The organism is bacterium SCSIO 12643, from assembly GCA_024398135.1.
Taxonomy (GTDB): Bacteria; Bacteroidota; Bacteroidia; order Flavobacteriales_G; family Salibacteraceae; genus CAJXZP01.
The window spans coordinates 2,455,957-2,477,064 of the sequence record CP073750.1; the positions used below are offsets into that span (position 1 = coordinate 2,455,957).

Annotated in this window: 19 protein-coding genes; 11 read left to right on the plus strand and 8 right to left on the minus strand. The window is 37.0% G+C overall.

Annotation, left to right across the window (positions count from 1 at the left end; genetic code table 11):
- Positions 1-118: 118 nt before the first annotated feature.
- From KFE94_10455 to KFE94_10470, 4 genes are read left to right on the plus strand one after another with little or no spacing between them, the layout of a single operon-like run.
- Positions 119-466 (plus strand): hypothetical protein, encoded by a 348-nt coding sequence (locus KFE94_10455; protein ID UTW65101.1) that lies wholly within the window; start codon positions 119-121, stop codon positions 464-466.
- 18 nt (positions 467-484) lie between these two features.
- Positions 485-898 (plus strand): hypothetical protein, encoded by a 414-nt coding sequence (locus tag KFE94_10460; protein ID UTW65102.1) that lies wholly within the window; start codon positions 485-487, stop codon positions 896-898.
- An 11-nt stretch (positions 899-909) separates the two neighbouring features.
- Positions 910-1,458 (plus strand): YceI family protein, encoded by a 549-nt coding sequence (locus KFE94_10465; GenBank protein ID UTW65103.1) that lies wholly within the window; start codon positions 910-912, stop codon positions 1,456-1,458.
- An 11-nt stretch (positions 1,459-1,469) separates the two neighbouring features.
- Positions 1,470-2,357, plus strand: coding sequence for a hypothetical protein (locus KFE94_10470; protein UTW65104.1), 888 nt, complete (start codon positions 1,470-1,472; stop codon positions 2,355-2,357).
- Between the two features lie 56 nt (positions 2,358-2,413).
- Here KFE94_10470 and KFE94_10475 read toward each other — a convergent pair whose 3' ends face one another.
- From KFE94_10475 to miaB, 8 genes are all read right to left on the minus strand, one after another.
- Positions 2,414-4,669, minus strand: a complete 2,256-nt coding sequence (locus KFE94_10475; protein UTW65105.1) for a T9SS type A sorting domain-containing protein — start codon at positions 4,667-4,669, stop codon at positions 2,414-2,416.
- A 111-nt stretch (positions 4,670-4,780) separates the two neighbouring features.
- Complete coding sequence (gene groL / locus KFE94_10480; GenBank protein ID UTW65106.1) at positions 4,781-6,415, minus strand: chaperonin GroEL; 1,635 nt, start codon at positions 6,413-6,415, stop codon at positions 4,781-4,783.
- Between the two features lie 36 nt (positions 6,416-6,451).
- A complete protein-coding gene (locus tag KFE94_10485) occupies positions 6,452-6,736 on the minus strand; it encodes a co-chaperone GroES (GenBank protein UTW65107.1) in 285 nt (94 codons plus the stop codon).
- A 158-nt stretch (positions 6,737-6,894) separates the two neighbouring features.
- Complete coding sequence (gene secG, locus KFE94_10490; GenBank protein UTW68257.1) at positions 6,895-7,218, minus strand: preprotein translocase subunit SecG; 324 nt, start codon at positions 7,216-7,218, stop codon at positions 6,895-6,897.
- A gap of 3 nt (positions 7,219-7,221) precedes the next feature.
- Positions 7,222-8,151, minus strand: a complete 930-nt coding sequence (locus KFE94_10495) for a hypothetical protein (protein UTW65108.1) — start codon at positions 8,149-8,151, stop codon at positions 7,222-7,224.
- Position 8,152: 1 nt separating this feature from the next.
- Positions 8,153-8,650, minus strand: coding sequence for an LptE family protein (locus tag KFE94_10500; protein UTW65109.1), 498 nt, complete (start codon positions 8,648-8,650; stop codon positions 8,153-8,155).
- A complete protein-coding gene (locus tag KFE94_10505) occupies positions 8,650-9,891 on the minus strand; it encodes a sigma-54-dependent Fis family transcriptional regulator (protein UTW65110.1) in 1,242 nt (413 codons plus the stop codon). The genes KFE94_10500 and KFE94_10505 overlap by 1 nt, the downstream gene beginning before the upstream one ends.
- 6 nt (positions 9,892-9,897) lie before the next feature.
- The gene (gene miaB / locus KFE94_10510) at positions 9,898-11,337 is read right to left on the minus strand and encodes a tRNA (N6-isopentenyl adenosine(37)-C2)-methylthiotransferase MiaB (GenBank protein UTW65111.1); all 1,440 of its coding nucleotides are present in this window, start codon (positions 11,335-11,337) and stop codon (positions 9,898-9,900) included.
- Positions 11,338-11,548: 211 nt separating this feature from the next.
- Here miaB and topA point away from each other — a divergent pair, with 211 nt between their 5' ends.
- From topA to gldN, 7 genes are all read left to right on the plus strand, one after another.
- The gene (gene topA / locus KFE94_10515; protein UTW65112.1) at positions 11,549-13,918 is read left to right on the plus strand and encodes a type I DNA topoisomerase; all 2,370 of its coding nucleotides are present in this window, start codon (positions 11,549-11,551) and stop codon (positions 13,916-13,918) included.
- 12 nt (positions 13,919-13,930) lie between these two features.
- The gene (locus KFE94_10520; protein UTW65113.1) at positions 13,931-15,094 is read left to right on the plus strand and encodes a formimidoylglutamase; all 1,164 of its coding nucleotides are present in this window, start codon (positions 13,931-13,933) and stop codon (positions 15,092-15,094) included.
- Positions 15,095-15,230: 136 nt separating this feature from the next.
- The gene (locus KFE94_10525; protein UTW65114.1) at positions 15,231-16,223 is read left to right on the plus strand and encodes a PorP/SprF family type IX secretion system membrane protein; all 993 of its coding nucleotides are present in this window, start codon (positions 15,231-15,233) and stop codon (positions 16,221-16,223) included.
- 71 nt (positions 16,224-16,294) lie between these two features.
- A complete protein-coding gene (locus tag KFE94_10530; protein UTW65115.1) occupies positions 16,295-17,608 on the plus strand; it encodes an SUMF1/EgtB/PvdO family nonheme iron enzyme in 1,314 nt (437 codons plus the stop codon).
- Between the two features lie 46 nt (positions 17,609-17,654).
- A complete protein-coding gene (gene gldL / locus KFE94_10535; GenBank protein UTW65116.1) occupies positions 17,655-18,473 on the plus strand; it encodes a gliding motility protein GldL in 819 nt (272 codons plus the stop codon).
- 44 nt (positions 18,474-18,517) lie between these two features.
- Complete coding sequence (locus KFE94_10540; protein UTW65117.1) at positions 18,518-20,179, plus strand: hypothetical protein; 1,662 nt, start codon at positions 18,518-18,520, stop codon at positions 20,177-20,179.
- 7 nt (positions 20,180-20,186) lie between these two features.
- On the plus strand, positions 20,187-21,053 hold the full coding sequence (gldN, locus tag KFE94_10545) for a gliding motility protein GldN (GenBank protein ID UTW65118.1): 867 nt from the start codon (positions 20,187-20,189) through the stop codon (positions 21,051-21,053).
- Positions 21,054-21,108 lie beyond the last annotated feature (55 nt).

A 21,108-nucleotide genomic window follows, 5' to 3' on the forward strand; every position in this document is an offset into this window, starting at 1 on the left:
AATGTGGTATTGGAAATTACTTTCTACTGACATTTGTCAGTTAAGATTATATTTGGAAGTGTATTTGGATAGAAGAAGTCCAAAGAGATTTTGAGAAGATTATTAAATAGAAAGATATATGAATAGAATTTGGGTACTGGGTTTTTTGATGTTTGCAGTTTCTTCTTGTTACTATGACAATGGAGAGGATTTATATCCAACGAATCCGGATGATTGTAAAACAGATAGTTTGACCTATAATGATGACACCAAAGCAATTTTTACAAATAGTTGTGCCGTTTCAGGATGTCATGTGGCAGGTGCACAGCCTCCGGTATTAGAAACGTATTCTGAGGTAAAAGCGAATTTATCGAGAATCGAACAGCGTGCATTAATTCAAAAAGATATGCCTCCTGCGGGGCCGCTGAGTTCATGTGATCAAAAGAAGTTGGAGCAATGGATTGCGGATGGAGCTCCGGAAAATTAATACATCAAATTAGTAGATATGATTAAGAAGGTACTTATAGGGCTGGTAGCTCTGGGAATAATAGGTGGAGGTGTCGCTTATTGGCAACTCAATAAGTCGCATAGAGATATTGGAGCAGAAGAGGCTTCAATCAAAATTTCAGCTGTTGATTTATTTCAGGCTTATGTAGACAATGAAGAAGAATCGAATAAGAAATATTTGGATCAGGTGATTGAAGTCAATGGGGTTGTTATGGAAATTTCCAACGAAGGTGAATCAGGAAATCTGATTGTGTTGCAATCTAATGATGATTTCTTTGGGGTGAATTCGTATTTTGATCAGGGTGTTTCCATAGAAGGAATTCAGGTAGGAGATGAAATTAAAGTTAAAGGGCACTGTACCGGAGGAGACGACCTGGGTGTAGTTGTAGCTCATTGTTCAATTGTTAAATAATTAGAGAAATTATGAAGAAGTTATTTTTACTCGTTGCACTTGTTGGTTTATTTTCAGGTGTTCATGCGCAAAAGTATTTTACCAGAACAGGCAATATTTCGTTTTTTTCTTCAACGTCAATTGAAGATATAGAAGCGCATAATAAAACGGTAACGGCCATATTTGATTCGCAGTCTGGAGCGATTCAGTTTGCAGTGACTATGAAGTCTTTTCATTTTGAAAAAGCTCTAATGCAAGAGCATTTTAATGAAAATTATGTAGAAAGTGATCAGTTCCCAAAGTCTACTTTCAAAGGTACGATTGAGAATGTTAAAGACATTGATTTCAAAAAAGATGGGACATATACCGCAAATGTGAAAGGGAAGTTGACGATTCATGGTGTGACAAAAGAAATATCCACACAAGCTACATTCACTGTTAAAGGCGGTTCCATCTTGGGAGAAGCTAAGATTAAGGTAAACCCTGAAGATTATGATATCGAAATTCCTGGTGTAGTGCGTGAAAAGATTGCTAAGGAATTGGAGGTGACCATTTCTATGGATTTTAAAGAAAAGAAATAAAAGAGAACTAGATGATAAGAAAGATACTGTTTTTAAGTGTGCTTTGTGGCTTGAGTTATTCTACCTGGGCGCAGGATGATTTGGATTTATTAGATGAGTTGGGAGAAGATTCAACAGAAGTTAATTATGCTACTGCGAGCTATAAAGCCTCTCGAATTATCAATTCGATTTCGTTGGAAAACACAGCCGAAGGCGTTTTAGATTTAAGAATCTCACATCGATTTGGTGCACTGAATACTGGGGTGGATGAGTTTTTTGGTTTGGATAATGCGGTGACCAGAATAGGTTTTGATTATGGATTAACTCCGTGGTTGATGATTGGAGTAGGGCGAAGCACCTATGAAAAAGCGTATGATGGATTCTTTAAAGCTAAGATTTTAAGACAAAGCACCGGGGCTAAGAATATGCCTGTATCATTACAGTTTTTCTCTTCTATGATGATTAACTCATTGAAAGCAGCTAACCCAGATCAGGATTTATTTACTTCAAGAATGGGGTATACATTTCAGGCAATTGTGGGACGGAAAATCAATAAAGGAACTACGATTCAATTGATGCCTACCTTAGTACATAGAAACTTTGTTGAAACACGCGCGGAGAGTAATGACGTTTTTGTTTTAGGAATTGGAGGTCGCCAGAAGTTTAGCAGAAGAGCGGCATTAACTTATGAGTTTCATTATGTGTTACCTGATCAGTTAGCACCTCAATATGTAGATTATTCTTTTTCTGTTGGCGTAGATATTGAAACCGGAGGACATGTGTTTCAATTATTCCTGACAAATTCTGCAGGTATGAACGAGCAACAATTTCTGACACAGAATACTGGAGATTGGGCAGATGGAGATATTCGAATAGGATTTAATATTAGCAGGGTGTTTACGGTTAAAAAGCCGAAATAATCTATAATATAATTTAAATAAAAAGGGGGCTGAATTTCAGCCCCCTTTTTGTTGCTTTACTTTTTGATGAATTTTTGAATAGTTTGTTGGTGATCAGATTTTAGTTTGATGAAATATACCCCACTTTGAAGCTCTTTCACCGAGATGGAATTTTCATTTGGAGATGCTATGCCTGATTTTAATACCTGGCCATTTAGATTAATGATCACGAATTCCACCGCTTGATTAGAAACGATATGGATGTACTGTGTTGTCGGATTTGGGTAAATGTCTAAAACCTTATTGTTAGAAATAGTTGTTGTAGAATTAGGCATATCACGAACCAGTTTATCACTAAATAGCTTAAAATTATAAGAGATGTCTTTAGAAGATTCGTTAACATCAATTTCAGGAGCCAGGTCATTATCTACGCCTACACGGTCAACAAATACTTTATATGTGCCATAAGGTAAATTAGAGAATTGTAAATACCCTTGTGTATTCGTTTTCCAGTACTGTACAAATTCATTTTGATCGTTAACTAATAAAAGTTCAACGCCTTCCATTGGGTCGGAAGCTGCTTTCCCCGCACCCTGATATACATTTCCAGAGATAAAACCACTTCCTCCAGGGTTCGTTCCAGATATAGTGGAGAAGTTTACTTCTGCAGTATCACATGGATACAAGAAAATTGAATCCGCTGCTAAAAACGTTAATGCACTATCAAAATACGTTGGTAATTCGTTTGGATATAAAGCGGAGTCAGGTGCAATTTTTAACCAAACCATTGAAGCAGTGGTTTGAAATAAATAAAAACCATTTGAATCTGTTAATACGGAATCAATAGCCGTAACAGTACTATCCAAAGGGTTGTAATCAATCAAATAAACTTTTGTATTGATATATGGTGTCCCATTTGATTGTGAGACTACACCATAGTAATTCTTTAAAGAGTCTACAGTAATTGTTATTGTATCGGTGTTGTTACAACCATTATTTGTAGTTCCGGTTACTACATATGTTGTGGTGGTATTAGGTGTAGCTGTTGGATTCGGACAGTTTGTACATGAAAGGCCTGTACCAGGACTCCAGGTGTAAGCCGTATTACCTGTTGCCTGTAAGTTGACAGAATCTCCCAGACAGATCGTTAAATCCTGATTGGTTTCAACATTTCCATTGATTTCAATAGTGAAAGTGTCATAACTCATAGTGGCAAAGCTGCAATTGTCTCCTATTGATTGTACGTAAAACCTATAGATTCCTTGAGGCATGGTTGATGGAATATTTACATTCATCGCACTTGTATTTCCTACTGATGTTACAGAATAAGTGACCCCCGGATAATCTTTGTCTACCGGACTCCAAAGTGTAACGGAATTGTTTGGATGGGTAAATGATAAATCAAAATTCGCATTTGATCCTAGACACATGCTAAAGGTATTTCCAGAGATGTTGGTGCCTCCTGTTGTTGCTATGATACCATTAGAAACAGGTGGAACGTTAGAGATGCTAAGGCCAGCTTGAGTAATAGAAATAAATGTGACCTCTTTCATGTGTTCGCTTAACAAGGTTCCAGTTGTTCTATCGTATTCCTCACATTTAATATTAATAATGAAATTACCAATTATCGGCTGTGCCGGAGCTGTATAAGAAATCTCTCCTGTTTGACTATTAATGGATAATCCATTCATCGGGTTTGTCCCACTAAGCCCGGCATTGTATATAGCGGTTGTTGACGCTGTATTATAAGCATCGGTAAATGAATATACCAGACTGTCATTTTCCAGATCAAATGCAGAGTAATCAATGTTGAAGTTACTTGTTCCATCAATAATTATTGTTGGTGTAAGTGGGAATTTAGGCATTGAGTTAGACGGAGCATTGTTTTGATATAGCTTAGAAGAGATATAAAAATTAGTTCCTGGCCCCAATAGATTGTAAGCGGTTGATCTACAGCAGGAGGAATAATAAAACTCCCAGGAATTATTCAATGGTAAAGAAGCGACAGTAGAATAGGAATAGTATTCATATCCTGGAAAAGTCCCTCCATTACATGTAGAACCGCTAATCATCGTTGGGCAAGAAGTATTGACTCCGATTGAGTTAATGGAATAATCCATTGGTAATATGAATGATGTTCCGTTATTAGAGTTTATGGTTACTGAGGCGGGCATGTTTACACCTGCACAATCTCGTAAAATAGTAAAAGTGAGTTTGTAAGTGTTGCCATATAAATGAGTAGTAGTAATTTCTCCTGAAGACCAATGCGAGGCAAAAGTGAATAAGGAGAATAGAGTGGCTACAGTTGATAGTAATAGTGTTTTGAATTGCATAGGTATAGAGTTTATGTTTAAGGGTTGACGTTTAAGAAGTTATAAAAGTTGTCTGCAACAAAAAAGGCCGCTTCATAGAAGCGGCCTTTTTTGAATTTATGTTATTGGGAATTACATCATTCCTGGCATTCCACCACCCATTGGAGGCATTGCCGGAGCTGGATTTTCTTCCTCTTCATCTGCTAAAACACACTCAGTAGTTAACAACATACCTGCAATAGAAGCTGCGTTTTCTAAAGCAATTCTGGTCACTTTAGTCGGATCAATTACACCTGCAGTCATCATGTTTTCATATACATCAGTACGTGCATTGTAACCGAAATCATCTTTACCTTCCATTACTTTTTGTACTACTACAGCGCCTTCGCCACCTGCGTTAGTTACGATTTGACGTAATGGCTCTTCTAAAGAACGTCTTACGATGGCAATACCTGTGTTTTGATCTTCGTTTTCTCCAGATAATTCTGAGATAGCTTCAGTAGCTCTTACTAAAGCAACTCCACCACCAGCTACGATTCCTTCTTCAACAGCAGCACGAGTAGCAGCTAAAGCATCATCTACACGGTCTTTCTTTTCTTTCATTTCTACTTCAGTAGCAGCACCAATGTAAAGAACTGCAACACCCCCGGCTAATTTAGCCAAACGCTCTTGAAGTTTTTCTCTGTCATAATCAGAAGTAGTAGACTCGATTTGCGCTTTGATTTGTCCTACTCTAGCAGCAATTGCTTCCTCAGAACCAGAACCGTTAACGATAGTCGTATTGTCCTTATCAATAGTTACAGTAGCAGCAGTTCCTAAATCTTCGATAGTTGCGTCTTCTAATTTACGGCCTTGCTCTTCTGAGATTAAAGTACCACCTGTTAAGATAGCAATATCTTCTAACATTGCCTTACGTCTGTCTCCAAATCCAGGCGCTTTAACTGCAGCAATTTTAAGAGAACCTCTTAATCTGTTTACAACTAAAGTAGCTAATGCTTCTCCGTCTACATCTTCAGCAATTATTAATAAACCACGACCAGTTTGAGCTGTTTTTTCTAAAACAGGTAGTAAGTCCTTCATCGTAGAAATTTTCTTATCGAAAATTAAGATGTAAGGATTCTCCATTTCAGTTAACATTTTCTCTGTGTTAGTCACAAAGTATGGAGAAAGATATCCACGATCGAATTGCATTCCTTCTACTACATCAACAGTAGTATCCGTACCTTTAGCTTCTTCAACGGTAATAACACCTTCTTTCTTTACCTTAGCCATTGCTTCAGCAATTAACTTACCAATTTCGGTGTCGTTGTTTGCAGAAACAGTAGCCACTTGCTCGATCTTAGAGTTGTCATCCCCCACTTCAATAGACTGAGATTTTAAGTTCTCGATTACAGTTTTTACTGCGCTATCGATACCTCTCTTTAAATCCATTGGGTTAGCACCAGCGGCAACGTTTTTAAGTCCAGTAGTTACCATGCTTTGTGCTAGAACCGTAGCAGTTGTTGTTCCGTCACCTGCCAGGTCAGCAGTTTTAGAAGCAACCTCTTTTACCATTTGAGCACCCATGTTTTCGATTGGGTCTTTAAGCTCAACTTCTTTGGCTACTGAAACACCATCTTTAGTAACGTGTGGAGAACCAAATTTACGGTCGATAATAACGTTTCTCCCTTTTGGTCCTAGAGTTACTTTTACTGCATTCGCTAATTGATCTACTCCGTTTTTAAGTAGGTCTCTAGCTTCTATATCAAACAAAATTTGCTTTGCCATTTTTTCTAATTTTTAGTCTTGTTTTTGGTGATTAAATTATCCGTTTACAATTGCGTAGATATCCGCTTCTTTCATGATCAAGTAATCATTTCCTTCGATGTTGATTTCTGTTCCGGAATATTTTCCATAAAGAACAGTGTCACCAACTTTTACAGTCATTGGTTCATCTTTTAACCCGTTACCAGCTGCTACAACAGTTCCTTGTTGTGGTTTTTCTTTAGCCGTGTCTGGAATAATGATTCCACTAGCGGTTTTTTCTTCCGCTGGAGCAGCTTCTACGATAACTCTATCTGCAAGAGGTTGAATATTTAACTTAGACATTATTATATGTTTTTTATTGTTATTAGAATTTGAGTTTGGGCTTGTCATTATTTATGCCAATTTGAATGTTGATTCAATTTGGCAGTATTTTAAAATTTAGGGCAAAAAAAATGTCAGCCTGAATGACAAGCTGACATTTAATGTAAATATCTTTCGAATTATTCAGTAGGAATAGTTGGCGCAGCTGGAGCTTGTTGTCCTGGCTCTTCCTCTACCATTTCCTGAAATTGAGAACTTCCTTCTTCTGAACCAGCATCAATAGGATTGGTTAATGAAGATGAGATAATGCTCAAGGCAAATAAAGCAATTACCAAAGTCCAGGTCGCTTTATCCAAAAAGTCATTGGTTCTTTGAACTCCACCGAATTGATTTGCTCCACTAAATCCTGAAGCTAAACCACCACCTTTAGGGTTTTGGATTAAAACAACTAAACCTAATAAAACTCCTACGATAATTATTAATACTGTTATAAAACTCATTATAATCTATTTTAAATCTTTTTCTACTTTCTCAATTTGGGCGGCAAAGTAAGTCTTTTTTTCCGGATATTTCAATAACAATTTTTTATAAGCTTTGAGAGCCTTTTCCAGATTGCCTTGTTTAGCATAAATATTGGCCAATGTCTCGGTTACAAATTCTTCATCATCTACGACACTTAATCTGGCCAGGTTAGATGGCGAAAACTCAGAATCTTCATTGGTAGGAGTGATGATGTTAATGTCTTTTTGAAGGAAGGAGTCAATAATAGATTTCTCTGAGAATTCTTCCTCTTTCTTTGTCTGATCCAACCTTGAGTCTTTGAATCTGTCGTGATCCAAAATGTTTAACCAATCTGAAAATTTTTGAGAACCTCCAATATTGGTTGGTTGGTCTTCTTTAGGTGATTCGGATTTAATGACCTCATTTTTTTCTTTGATTTCCTGCGAAAGGACGTGTTCAATGGTATGCCCAATGATTTGTCGTTCTAAGAAATCGATTTCTTCCGATTTTTTTTGTCCTAAGCTTTTTAGATCAATTGGTTTTTCAAAAGTCTTTTTAGGTTTTGGTTGTATTTCTACAGGTTTAGCAAAAGAGGATACTTCTTCTGGATTTTCAGTTGTTTTTGGCTCTTCTATAGAAACATTAGGAGTTTCAATTTTTTCTTCTAATGATTCTTCCGAATCGATAATGGTTTTTTGAATATCCTTTTGATACAGGAATTGATATAAAAGCTTTCTGTTTGGTATGGCAACAGCAGTCTTCTTGATTTCTTTTTTTAATTGAAGATGTTGTGTTTGTTGCATTTTTTTTGTGAGCAAAACACGACCTAAAGCGAAATAGGGATATTCTTTTACAATTCCCTCAAGTTCTTGAAGAGAAACATCTTCTAATTTCGAAGGTGTTTGATTAATTGATATGAGTTGCTCAATATTCACTCTACCAGTTTCCGATTGATGCCTGAATAATATCTTGTGCCAATTGATCTGTAATGGATGCAAACAATTCATCCTGAACGTTGCTCAAACTCTCTGAAGATGAATAATCCTCAAATCTGGTAAAAGTCTTATCAAAGTTTTGAGTGGGATCAAGTTGATTTACAAACTTAATAGAAACAGTAACTGTCAACCTGTTTTGTGATGTGGTTTCATCACCCGTAGTCGCAATAGGAGCAGAGGTATATCTTTGGATAAAACCTGATAGTTGTAAATCACCATTCGATTTTACCAGATCTAAGCTTGTTTGTCTTAAATACTGTTCTTTTAACCCCTCAGTAAAGGTCTGTGTGTATTCAGGAGGTGTTAAAGGAGCTCTATTGGTAAGTGTCTCAATAGAAATCGTTTTAGCATTTCCGGTTGAGGTTCCGGTAAAACTGTAACTGGCTGTACACGCTGTAACCAAAATGGATACTACATATATATATAATAGCTTTTTCATTAATTTAAATCGTATTCTTTAATTTTTCGGTACAATGTTCTTTCTGAGATTCCCAGATCTTTTGCTGCGTATTTACGTTTACCTCGATGTTTGCTTAATGCTTTTTCAATAAGCTCTTTTTCTTTTTCCTCCAGAGATAGTGACTCTTCAACTTCTTCATGATTCTGTATTTGAGGAGCTGGAAAATTAGAAAATTGACTTTTGGAGATGGAAATGTCAGGTGAGGAAACGGTAAGTTCCTGCGTGGTTGGAGCAACAGGAGTTACTAAATCCTGATTGTCTGATGAAGTAAAGTTATTTGGATTAAGTCCTTGCCCCTGTGCCAATGATTTTACTGCGTTTTTAAGCATGTCTACTTCAGCACGCATATCAATTAAAGCCTTGAATAGAACTTCTCTTTCCTTGAGACTTTCCTGGGAATCCGTGTTTGCATTTACCAGAACAGGCAATTTATTATCTGTGTAGTTTGGTAAATAATTTAATAATGTTTCGGTCTCTATGTTTCTGGTGGTTTCTAAAATAGAAAGCTGCTCTGTAATATTTTTAAGCTGTCTGACATTTCCTGGCCAATAATAACGTTCGATCATTTGTTTGGCTTCCGGAGAAAGTCTTACAACCGGCATTCTATATTTTTCAGCAAAATCAGTTGCAAATTTTCTGAACAGTAAACTAATATCATCTCCACGATCTCTTAATGGAGGCATCAAGATCGGAACGGTATTTAGTCTATAATAAAGGTCTTCTCTGAACTTTCCTTTTTTGATTGCTTCCTGAATGTTGACATTTGTTGCAGCAACTACACGTACTTCTGTTTTCAAAACTTTCGATGAACCGACTTTGATGAATTCGCCAGATTCCAAAACTCTAAGCAGTTTGGCTTGCGTGGCTTTTGGCAATTCACCGATTTCATCTAAAAATATAGTGCCGCCATCAGCTTCCTCAAAATAACCTTTACGTTCTGCATGAGCTCCTGTGAAAGAACCTTTGACGTGACCAAATAGTTCGGAATCAATCGTTCCTTCCGGAATAGCTCCGCAGTTTACAGCTACATATTTATTATGCTTGTTCTGACCATAAGCATGAATGATTTGAGGAATATTCTCTTTCCCCACACCACTTTCACCGGTAACTAAAACACTTAATGAAGTAGGTGCTACACGAATAGCGGTTTCAATAGCACGATTTAATTGTTCATTATTTCCAATGATTCCAAAACGTTGTTTTGCAGAAATAATATCCATATCGAATTATTTTTTGACGATGTGTCCTTTAAGGGTCGCAGAAGAACATTCAGTAATCATGACGTTAACGTAGTCACCAGGCTGATGCGCATCTTTATCAATAATCACTACAGCATTTTGGGTACTTCTACCAAATACATGTTGATCAGATCTTTTCGAAAGCCCTTCAATTAATACTTCTACCTCTTGCCCTACGTATTGTTGATTACGCATTAAAGAGCTTTTTTGCTGAATTTCAATCACCTCTTGTAATCTACGAGATTTATCTTCCTCTGGTACATCATCCTCAAATTTACGCTCAGCCAAAGTACGTGGTCTTTCAGAGTATTTAAACATAAAAGCAAAATCGTAATCGATCTCATTCATTAAAGATACGGTGTCTTTATGTTGCTCTTCTGTTTCTCCACAGAACCCGGTAATAATATCAGTTGAAATGGCACAATCCGGCATATAACGTCTGATCGCATTAATTCTATCCAAATACCATTCTCTTGTATATCCACGATTCATTTTTTTCAATACATCAGTATTTCCCGATTGAACGGGAAGGTGGATGTATTTACAAATGTTTTTATGTTTTGCCATGACCTCAAGCACTTCATCGGTCATATCTTTTGGATGAGAGGTAGAGAAACGAATACGTAAATCAGGAGATACTTGCGCCACCATATCCATTAGCCCGGCAAAATTCACTGTCGGTTGATCAGGATCTTTAATTACCCCTTTACTGGTCATATTCCATCTGTAAGAGTCTACATTTTGACCTAGTAAGGTTACTTCTCTAAAACCTTTATCGAATAATTCTTTTGCTTCTTGTACAATAGTTTCGGGTTTACGGCTTCTTTCACGCCCGCGTGTAAATGGAACGACACAGAAAGAACACATATTATCACACCCACGCATGATAGAGATAAAAGCAGTTACACCATTAGAGCTTAATCTAATTGGACTGATTTCAGCATAGGTTTCTTCTCTGGATAAAAGTACATTTACCGCCTTTCTCCCTTCAGAAGCTTCCTCAATCAAATTAGGTAAATCACGGTAAGCGTCTGGCCCGGCAACGATATCTACCAGTTTTTCTTTTTCAAGAAGCTTTTCGCGCATACGTTCAGCCATACATCCAAGAACTCCAATGATGAGCCCAGGTTTTTCTCTTTTAGTCTTTTTGAAGTGACCTAAACGATTTAAAACTCTGGTTTCTGCATTTTCCCGAATTGAACACGTATTAACAAGGACTAAATCTGCATCAGATTCTTCCGATGTTGTTTCATAACCTTCTTTTGTTAAAATAGAGGCAACAATCTCACTATCCGAAAAGTTCATTTGACAACCGTAGTTTTCAATGTACATTTTCTTTTTCCCCTTTGAACCATTGTTTTCAATCATGGTTGCTTCACCTTGACGTGTCTCGTCAATTACCTTGTTCTGCCCCAATATATCTTCCATATTTTATATGCTCTAAAATTGAACTGCAAAATTAACCAAAACGCATAATGTGCCATAGTGGCAGACTAAATATAATAGCGTAAAATAAATTGTTGATTTTAAGGGCTTAAGAAGTGGTTTGTGATTTTTGAGTTTGTTTATCTCGATTTTTATTCTTTTTATTTGCACCCTATCCAATAAAGGAATAGAGCAAATTTAAAGCACCGAAAGTATGGATTTGGTAATTGTGGAGTCGCCTGCAAAGGCAAAAACAATCGAGGGTTTTTTAGGGAAAGGATTTACCGTAAAATCGAGTTACGGACATGTAAGAGATTTAGCTAAGAAGGGCGTTGCTATTGATATAGAGAATGATTTTGAGCCAAATTATGATGTGCTGCCTGATAAGAAAAAGGTAGTTACAGAATTAAAAAGTTTAGCAAAGAAATCAGGAATGGTTTGGTTGGCAACGGATGAGGATCGTGAGGGAGAAGCTATATCCTGGCACCTAAGTGAGGTTTTAGGATTAAAACCAGAAAATACGAAGCGAATTGTTTTCCATGAGATTACCAAATCTGCAATTCAAAAGGCGATTGATAATCCACGTAACATTGATTTGGATCTTGTAAAGGCACAACAAGCAAGAAGAGTTTTGGATCGTTTAGTAGGTTTTGAGTTGTCTCCGGTGTTATGGAGAAAAGTAAAACCTTCATTATCTGCTGGACGTGTACAATCGGTAACAGTGAGGTTGATTGTAGAGAGAGAACGTGAGATCATTAATTACACTTCTGAAGTATTTTATCGCGTTTCAGCAATATTTAAACTCAAGAATGGAAATGCGGTAAAAGCGAATATTCCGGAGAAGTTTAAAACAGAAGAAGAAGCATATCAGTTTTTAGAGAAATGTAAAGATGCGAGTTTTAAGGTAGAGAGTGTGGTCAGTAAACCATCAAAGAAATCTCCTCCACCACCATTTACAACATCTTCTTTACAACAGGAAGCTTCAAGAAAGCTTGGTTTTTCGGTAAATCAAACGATGGTCATCGCACAGCGATTGTATGAAGCGGGTAAGATTACTTATATGAGAACAGATTCTTTGAATCTTTCTGATTTAGCTATGAGTGCTTCTCAAACGACCATTGAATCTAAGTATGGTAACGAGTATTCTAATCCTCGAAAATTTGCAACTAAATCGAAAGGGGCTCAAGAAGCGCACGAGGCCATTCGTCCTACATACATGGAGAACGCTACTGTTGAAGGAGACCGAAATGAAGAGCGTTTATATTCATTGATTTGGAAGAGAACAATTGCCTCTCAAATGTCTGATGCAAGACTTGAGAAGACCACGGTAAAGATTGGAATTAGTCTTGAAGATAGAAAATTCACAGCACAAGGTGAGGTGATCACATTTGATGGGTTTTTAAAGGTATATCAAGTAGCTGTAGATGAGGATGCAGAGAGCTCTGTAGACTCAGGAGTACTACCCGTAATGAAAGAAGGAGATGAGCTTGATTTGGATTCTGCACAGGGAGTTCAGAGATTTACTTTACATCCACCAAGATATTCAGAGGCAAGTTTGGTAAAGAAACTCGAAGAGTTAGGTATCGGACGACCATCTACGTATGCACCAACCATTTCTACTATTCAGAAAAGAGGTTATGTTGAAAAGAAATCTACTGATGGAAATGTCAGAGACTATAAAGTTATTGAAGTAAATCCTTCAGGTATAGAAGTGATTACTAAACAGGAAACCACAGGTAAGGAAAAGAATAAGCTTTTTCCAACGGATATAGGTAGTGTGGTAAATGACTTTTTGATTGAGCATTTTGAGAATATTCTTGATTTTAATTTTACTGCTGACGTAGAGCGTGAATTTGATGAAATTGCGGATGGACGTGTTTCATGGAATAAAATGATTGAAGACTTTTATTCGGATTTTCATAGTAAGGTAGAAGATACGATTGAAAATAGTGAGCGAGCTACAGGAGAGAGGTTGTTAGGAGAAGATCCTGCAACAGGAAAGCCAGTATATGCACGTATTGGACGTTTTGGTCCAATGATTCAAATTGGAGATGTTGATGATGAAGAGAAACCGAAATTCACTTCATTGTTGCCAGGAATGAGTATCTCAAGTGTCACATTTGAAGAAGCGATGGATCTATTCAAGCTTCCAAGATTGTTAGGTGAGTATGAAGGCAAGAAGTTATATGCTTCTATTGGTCGTTTTGGACCATACTTAAGATTAGGAAGTCTTTTTGTAAGTATAAAAGAAGCTAATGGAGATGATCCATACACTATTACTTATGATAGAGGAGCAGAATTGATCAAAGAAAAGATAGAGGCGGATAAGAAAGCATTGCTTAAGACATTTGATGAGGATGAGGAGTTGCGTATTATAGAAGGTCGATATGGACCATATATAAAACAAGCAAAAAGCAATTATAAAATTCCAAAAGGAACAGATCCGATGAGCTTGACTTATGAAGATTGTTTGGAGCTAATTGCTAAACAGCCTAAGAAAACAAAAGCTAAAAAAACTACAACGAAGAAAAAGGCGACTACAAAAAAGAAGACTACAAAAGCAAAAGCAGCAAGTAAAAAGTAGAAAGCATTTGTGATGGACATATCTATATATTTTACACCCATTTCTCATTCACAAGAAGACTACTATAAAGAGCAGTTAGGAGGGAACATTGATGCATACTTTTCAGAGGATGATTTCCCAGATTGGAAAGAGTCTGAAATAATTTTAATCGGAGTTAAAGAAGAAAGAGGTTCGATTCGCAATTCCGGTTGTGGATTGGGAGCGGATAACATTCGAAAGAAATTGTTTAAGCTCTTTTTTGATATGCCTCCACAAATGACAGATTTAGGTAATATTCTTCCTGGAGAGACTCTAGAGGATACTTATTTTGCCGTACAATCCTGTATAGACACATTAATCAAGGCAGGAAAGACTATTGTGTTATTAGGTGGGAGTCAGGATTTAACGATCCCTTTATATAAAGGATATGAAAATACGGAGCAATTAGTTAATCTAACAACAATTGATCACGCATTTGATATAGGAGAGGCTACGGACGGACCTGTTAATTCAGAGACTTATCTGAGCCAAATATTATTACACCAACCTAGTTTTCTGTTTAATTATGCAAACCTGGGGTATCAAACGTATTTTGGGTCACCTAATATTATAGATCTGATTGATAAGTTGTTTTTTGATAAAATGCGTTTAGGAGCTATTCGGGGTAATATTCGAGATTCTGAGCCGATCATCAGAAACTCTGATATAATTAGTATTGATGTGGCTTCAATTCAAGCTGCAGATATGCAAGGGTGCGAAAGATCAACTCCCAATGGATTATTGCCTGATGAGGCTTGTCAGTTGACCAGATATGCAGGGTTAAGCGAAAAGGTTTCGTGTTTTGGTGTGTTTGAGTACAATCCTAGGTTAGATAATAATGGGAACTCAGCTCTATTAGTCGCACAAATGATATGGTATTTTATCGAAGGTTATACCAATAGAAGAAACGAAGTGCCGAAACCTAGCGATGAAAATTATTTGAAATATCGTGTTCCGGTTACAGGAGCTGATGATGATCTTATTTTTTATAAAAGCCTAAGAACGGATCGTTGGTGGATGCTGGTGCCTTATCCGGATGCCAAGTCAAATAGATATCGAAGATTAAATATGGTGCCTTGTTCTTATCAGGATTACCTGGTAGCGGGGCAGGATGAATTGCCGGAATTATGGGTGAAGACCTATCGGAAATTTTTATAAAATGACTGTTTATTAGAAGAGTTTGAGGCAATAAAAATGCAGGTTAGAATAAAAAATTTTTGATAAGAAGAATATTTATATACTTTAGCGACTGTATTTTGAGCAATAACCAGAATAAAAATATATACTAGGGATGATGAAAAAGTTACTTGTGTTTATAGGGTTTGTAGGCAGTTTAGGCTTACTACAGGCTCAGCAATACCCCCAATTTACTGTGGGTCAGTATCAAGGTTTAGCATACCAAAACCCTGCTGTTGTGGGTAGCCATGACGCAATTTGTGCCACTCTTTTGGGTAGATTACAATGGGTCGGATTTGGTGGCGAGCCGTCAACATTCCTTTTTTCGGCACAGTCTCCTTTTGAATTTCATGGATCACATGGTGTAGGGCTGACGGTAATGTCTGACCAATTAGGACAAGAAACTACCATGGTAGCAAAGTTGAGTTATGCTTATAGATATTCTGGTTTAGGCCCTGGGACTTTAAGTGCAGGGATTGGTATAGGTTATATCTCAAAATCTATTGGTTCGGATTGGGTAGCAAGTCAAGGAGTAATTGATGATCCTTCTATTCCTGTAAACGGAGCTTCAGAAGGAGGTTTGGATATGGATTTCGGTTTGTATTATAAGATTCCAAAGAAATTATCTATTGGATTATCTTCAACACATCTAACCGCTTCTAAGTTTAATCAAACATTGGACGATAAAATTGGTTCTGGTGATTCTAGACAGTTTAACTATCAAATTGACAGAACATATTATTTATCTGCTCAATATGAAACTCAAATAGGCCAAAGCGGTGATTGGGTATTGAAACCAGGTTTGTTTGTGAAGTCTGACGTGGCTTCAACAACGTTCTCTTTAGGAGGTTTTATGGAGTATCAGGAACAATTTTGGGGAGGGATCCATTATAGACTTCAGGATGCAGTGTCTCTGATGTTAGGGGCTAACTTCCAAATGAACGGTGAGAATGCTGCAGGAGGACTTCTAAAAGTAGGTTACTCATACGACTTTACAACTTCAAACATTAGAAACTTTAGTTCAGGTTCACATGAACTTTTCGTAAGATATTGCTTTAATATTTCTAAACAACCAAAGCAACAACAACACCATACAGTGCGATTTTTATAGTATAATTTATAATAATACTGTTTAATACACGTTTATCCACTTAGATTTTGACGATCAAAAAACATAATAACATGAGACGATTATTATTATTTTTAACAATAGCAACTTTTGTGGCTTCATGCGCATCGGGAGATGGGGGGCAGCTGACGGGAGTGCAGAACCGACCGGCATGGTTTGATATAGACCCTTATGGTATGGCATATATTCCGATGGGAAGTTTTGTCATGGGGGAAAATGATCAGGATGTGCCTTATGCGAATGTGGCTTTATCAAGAACTGTTTCTTTGGCTGCTTTCTACATAGATGATTCTGAGATTACAAATAATGAGTATCGTCAGTTTGTATATTGGGTGAGAGATTCTATCGCTAGAACTTACTTATTAGAAGTTGATGAGGTAGAGTATGGAATTACTTTAGATGCATTTGGAAACGATTTAGATGAACCACGTATTTCTTGGGATTATGAAATTCCTTGGAATGATGAAAACGAAGATTTAAGAGATGCACTGGAACCAATGTTCTATTCTGAAAGTGACCGTTACTATGGAAAGAAACATATTGATATCACTAAATTGAGATTTCAATATAGCTGGATTGATTATAAGATGGCTGCACGTAAAGGGCGTCAACGTCACTATATTCAGGATGACTATCAATATAGTCGTGCTGATTTCATTAGAGAAGATGAAGTAGATGTTTACCCAGATACATTGGTATGGATAGCGGATTTCTCTTATTCGTATAATGAGCCAATGGCACAAATGTATTTCTGGCACCCGGCTTATGACTACTATCCAGTTGTTGGTGTAACATGGAAACAAGCTAAAGCATTTAGTCACTGGAGAACCAGATACTTTAATGATGCATTAGATATGGCAGGATTGCCATTAGTGCAAGATTTTAGATTACCAACTGAAGCAGAATGGGAGTATGCTGCACGTGGTGGACTGGCTGTTTCTCAATATCCTTGGGGTGGGCCATATATCAGAAACGATGCCGGTTGTTTTCTGGCTAACTTTAAGCCTTTAAGAGGGAATTATGTTGATGATGGCGGTTTCCAAACGGTAAACGTTTATTCATATTCGCCAAATGACTATGGTTTATACTGTATGTCTGGTAATGTGGCAGAGTGGACAAACAATGCGTATAGTGAGTCAGCGTACGAGTTTAATCATGATATGAATTCAGATTATCAATATGAAGCCGAAGATGATGAGCAACCTGTATATAAAAGAAAGGTTATTCGTGGAGGTTCATGGAAAGATGTAAGTTATTATTTAGGAGTAGGTGTTAGATCATATGAATACCAGGATACAGCGAAATGCTACATTGGATTTAGAAATGTGATGTCTTACTTGGGTCGCGCGAAAGGTGACGAATTATAGAAAAATTATCCATTAAAAATAAATATTAAAACACAATTTAGAGATTATGAGCAAGGAAATTACAGGGTTTAGACCGGGGAGTAAGAGTTGGAAAAACTTCATGAAGTACGTTTATGGATGGGGTGCAGCAATTGTTATTGTTGGAGCTCTTTTTAAACTACAACACTATCCTGGATCTGGTCCAATGTTGATTATTGGTTTGGGTACTGAGGCAATTATTTTCTTTTTATCTGCGTTTGACCCAATGCACGAAGATCCAGATTGGTCTTTGGTATATCCAGAATTAGCTGAGGATTATAATGGTGACCCTCGTGGTATTGTTACCGGTGGTGGTTCGGGATCTTCTTCTACACAAGAATTGGACTCGATGTTAGAAGAAGCTAAAATCGGAAGTGAACTGATTGAAAGTCTAGGTGCTGGAATGAGAAATTTAGCTGAAACAGCAAACAATATGAATAATTTAGGAGACGCTTCTGCTGCAACAAATAGCTTTGTTGAAAGTGTAGAAGGTGCTGCTAAAAATGTGGGTGAGTTATCGGATTCGTATCACCATGCTGCTGAAGCTTTGACCGGTTTATCTGTTTCTAACGAAGATGGAGCTACATACGCTGAGAACTTAAAAAGAGTAAGTGAGAACCTATCTGCGTTAAACAGTGTATATGAAATGCAATTAGAAAACTCAACAAATCAAGTGAATGTAAGTAGCCAAATGTTTGAGAACATGCAAACTTTGGTAAATAACTTGAATGATTCAGTTGAGGATACAAAACGTTATAAAGAAAATATTGCTGAATTATCAACTAACTTAGAGTCATTGAATACAGTATATGGAAATATGCTATCTGCAATGAACGTTAACCGCTAGTAGTTAAAATTTAATTAAAGTAAAGTTTAAAAGTATAATAGACTATGGCTGGTGGTAAGGAAACGCCAAGGCAGAAGATGATTGGTATGATGTACCTGGTTCTTCTTGCATTATTGGCAATGAATGTTACAAAATCTGTTTTGAACTCTTTTGTGATTATCAATGGGGCGATGACAGAAACAAATGAGGCTTTTGCACAAAAGAATGAGGCTACTATGGCTGAGTTCGCTTCGCAAAATTCTCAAAATGAAGCTAAAGTTTTGCCTTTCTATAATAAGGCAAAAGCAGTTCATAAAGCTTCTCAAGAGTTAGATAAGTACTTTGAGGATTTGAAAAAGCATATCATTTCCAAAGTTGAAGGTTATGATCCAGCTTTGTTGGAAGGGAATACGGATTGGATCACGTTAGATACTGTTCAGGCACTTGGAGACATCGATATGGCACAGACCATTATGATTGGACCGGATTTAGGAACTCCTAAAAGCGGTGAATGGACGATGCTTGAGATGAAAGACAAGATCAAAGAGTGGGAAGATATCGTTATTAGCCAATTTCCAAAAAGTCAACAAGCAAGTTTGGAAGATATTCGTTTTGAGTATAAGGATGGTGTAGATAAGGATGGAAATCCTGAGCCTTGGCATCAAGCGCACTTTTATCATGCGCCAATTGCAGCGGTTATTACAGATATTACTATGTTCCAGAATCAAGTAAAAAACTCTGAATCAAGAGCTTTAGGTTTGTTAATGGACAATATTGATGCAGGAGACTTTAAATTCTCAAACATTGAAGTTAAGGTTATTCCTAAATCAAATTATGTAGTATTGGGTGATTCTTTTAAAGCACAATTAATTGTTGCGGCATACGATACGACTCAACCTCCCGTTGTTATAACTGGATCTGAATTGGATACAGCAGGTAAAGCAATGGCTGATTGGGGTGTGAAGAATGCATTTGATTCAAATAGAGTATCCATTGTAGATGGTGTTGCGCAATACGGTTTTAAGCCAACCTCTGAAGGAGAGCAAAAATGGGGCGGTATTGTAAAACTGAAAAAGCCTGGGACAAACGAGTATAATTTCTATCCGTTCGAAAGTACATTTATCGCAGCGAAAGCTTCAGCGGTTGTTTCTCCTGTAAAGATGAATGTATTCTATCGTGGCGCAAAGAACGATGTTGAAGTATCGGTAGCAGGTTTTTCTGCTAGTAAAGTGGATATTCAGGTTACCAATGCGACAAAGACAGGGTCTAATGGTAAATATATTGTAAAGCCAGGTCAGGGACGTGAGTGTTCTGTTACGGTTTATGTAACGAAGGACGATGGTTCTAAAATTAAGGTTGGAGAAGCAAGAAAGTTTAGAGTTGAGCCAATTCCACCAGCAACACCTAAGTTTGCTACTGTTGCAGGTTCTGGTAAAGTAACTAAAGCTCAGGTTTTAGCTTCAGGTAAAGTAACTGCTAAATTAGAAAACTTCTTATTGAATGATGAATCTTTAAAAGTAAAAGTAACAGCTTTTACAATGAAGGTTCCGGTAAAAGGAAAGTATATCCCTTATAGATCGAAAAATGATAAGGTAACACCACAGATGAAGACTGCATTGAAAAACTTACGTAAGGGATCTGTAATCATCATTGATGGTATTAAAACCAGTACTGGAGGCCAACCGGAAAAAGGTATTAAAGGGAATATAATTGTAGAAATTAAATAACAGTATTATGAAGACGCTAAGATTTATCTTTTTGGCTGGATTAATGAGCTTAGGACTAAATGTGTCCGCTCAGGTATTAGATCCAGGAGCAGAATCTCCGCTTGATGGTGTTTACTCAAAATCTGTAGATACACCACATAAGAGACCGGTTCCATATGTACAATTAAGAGAGGCTGATATTATGTGGTTGACACGTATTTGGCGAGTTGTAGATATGAGAGAAAAGGTAAATCTGCCTTTCTATTTCCCTCTAAAGCCAACGCAGGGAAGAAAGAACTTTATGACTGTTATCATGGAAGCGATTGAGCAAGAAAGAATAACAGCATATTCACCTTATGATTCGTCCACGGCTCAGTTTGATGATGGGTTTAAGATTGCCATGACTACTATGGAGGCAAAGAAGACCTTGACTTATATTACACAAATTGCGGTTGAGAATGAATATGGTGAAGAGGAGTTTAAAGACACGGCAAACGAAATCGGATTAGACGAGATTACCAGATTTAAGATTAAAGAAGAAGTTTTCTTTGATAAACAACGTTCTTTAATGGAAACTAGAATTCTGGGTATTGCGCCTATGATTCCAGATAAAATTGCTGATGATGGTTCGGTAAGGGAAGCATTTTGGATTTATTTCCCAGAAGCGAGATTCGTTTTTGCTGAGGCTGAGGTTTATAATGTGCACAATGATGTGGACAGAATGACTTACGAAGACTTATTCTGGAAAAGAAAATTCTCTAGTAGAATCGTAAAGAAGTCTAATGTATTTGATAGAGCGATTAGTGCATATAAAGGTCCTTTAGATGCTTTGTTAGAGGCTGAAAAGATAGAAGAAGAGATCTTTAATAGAGAGCATGATATTTGGAGTTTTTAATACTCGTACGATACAAAGAAAAAGCGATACATTTAATGTATCGCTTTTTTTATGT

Coding starts and splice junctions, on each gene's coding strand:
- KFE94_10455 (UTW65101.1), top strand. CDS start 119: ATGAATAGAATTTGGGTACTGGGTTTTTTGATGTTTGCAGTTTCTTCT.
- KFE94_10460 (UTW65102.1), top strand. CDS start 485: ATGATTAAGAAGGTACTTATAGGGCTGGTAGCTCTGGGAATAATAGGT.
- KFE94_10465 (UTW65103.1), top strand. CDS start 910: ATGAAGAAGTTATTTTTACTCGTTGCACTTGTTGGTTTATTTTCAGGT.
- KFE94_10470 (UTW65104.1), top strand. CDS start 1,470: ATGATAAGAAAGATACTGTTTTTAAGTGTGCTTTGTGGCTTGAGTTAT.
- KFE94_10475 (UTW65105.1), bottom strand. CDS start 4,669: ATGCAATTCAAAACACTATTACTATCAACTGTAGCCACTCTATTCTCC.
- groL (UTW65106.1), bottom strand. CDS start 6,415: ATGGCAAAGCAAATTTTGTTTGATATAGAAGCTAGAGACCTACTTAAA.
- KFE94_10485 (UTW65107.1), bottom strand. CDS start 6,736: ATGTCTAAGTTAAATATTCAACCTCTTGCAGATAGAGTTATCGTAGAA.
- KFE94_10500 (UTW65109.1), bottom strand. CDS start 8,650: ATGAAAAAGCTATTATATATATATGTAGTATCCATTTTGGTTACAGCG.
- KFE94_10505 (UTW65110.1), bottom strand. CDS start 9,891: ATGGATATTATTTCTGCAAAACAACGTTTTGGAATCATTGGAAATAAT.
- miaB (UTW65111.1), bottom strand. CDS start 11,337: ATGGAAGATATATTGGGGCAGAACAAGGTAATTGACGAGACACGTCAA.
- topA (UTW65112.1), top strand. CDS start 11,549: ATGGATTTGGTAATTGTGGAGTCGCCTGCAAAGGCAAAAACAATCGAG.
- KFE94_10520 (UTW65113.1), top strand. CDS start 13,931: ATGGACATATCTATATATTTTACACCCATTTCTCATTCACAAGAAGAC.
- KFE94_10525 (UTW65114.1), top strand. CDS start 15,231: ATGAAAAAGTTACTTGTGTTTATAGGGTTTGTAGGCAGTTTAGGCTTA.
- KFE94_10530 (UTW65115.1), top strand. CDS start 16,295: ATGAGACGATTATTATTATTTTTAACAATAGCAACTTTTGTGGCTTCA.
- gldL (UTW65116.1), top strand. CDS start 17,655: ATGAGCAAGGAAATTACAGGGTTTAGACCGGGGAGTAAGAGTTGGAAA.
- KFE94_10540 (UTW65117.1), top strand. CDS start 18,518: ATGGCTGGTGGTAAGGAAACGCCAAGGCAGAAGATGATTGGTATGATG.
- gldN (UTW65118.1), top strand. CDS start 20,187: ATGAAGACGCTAAGATTTATCTTTTTGGCTGGATTAATGAGCTTAGGA.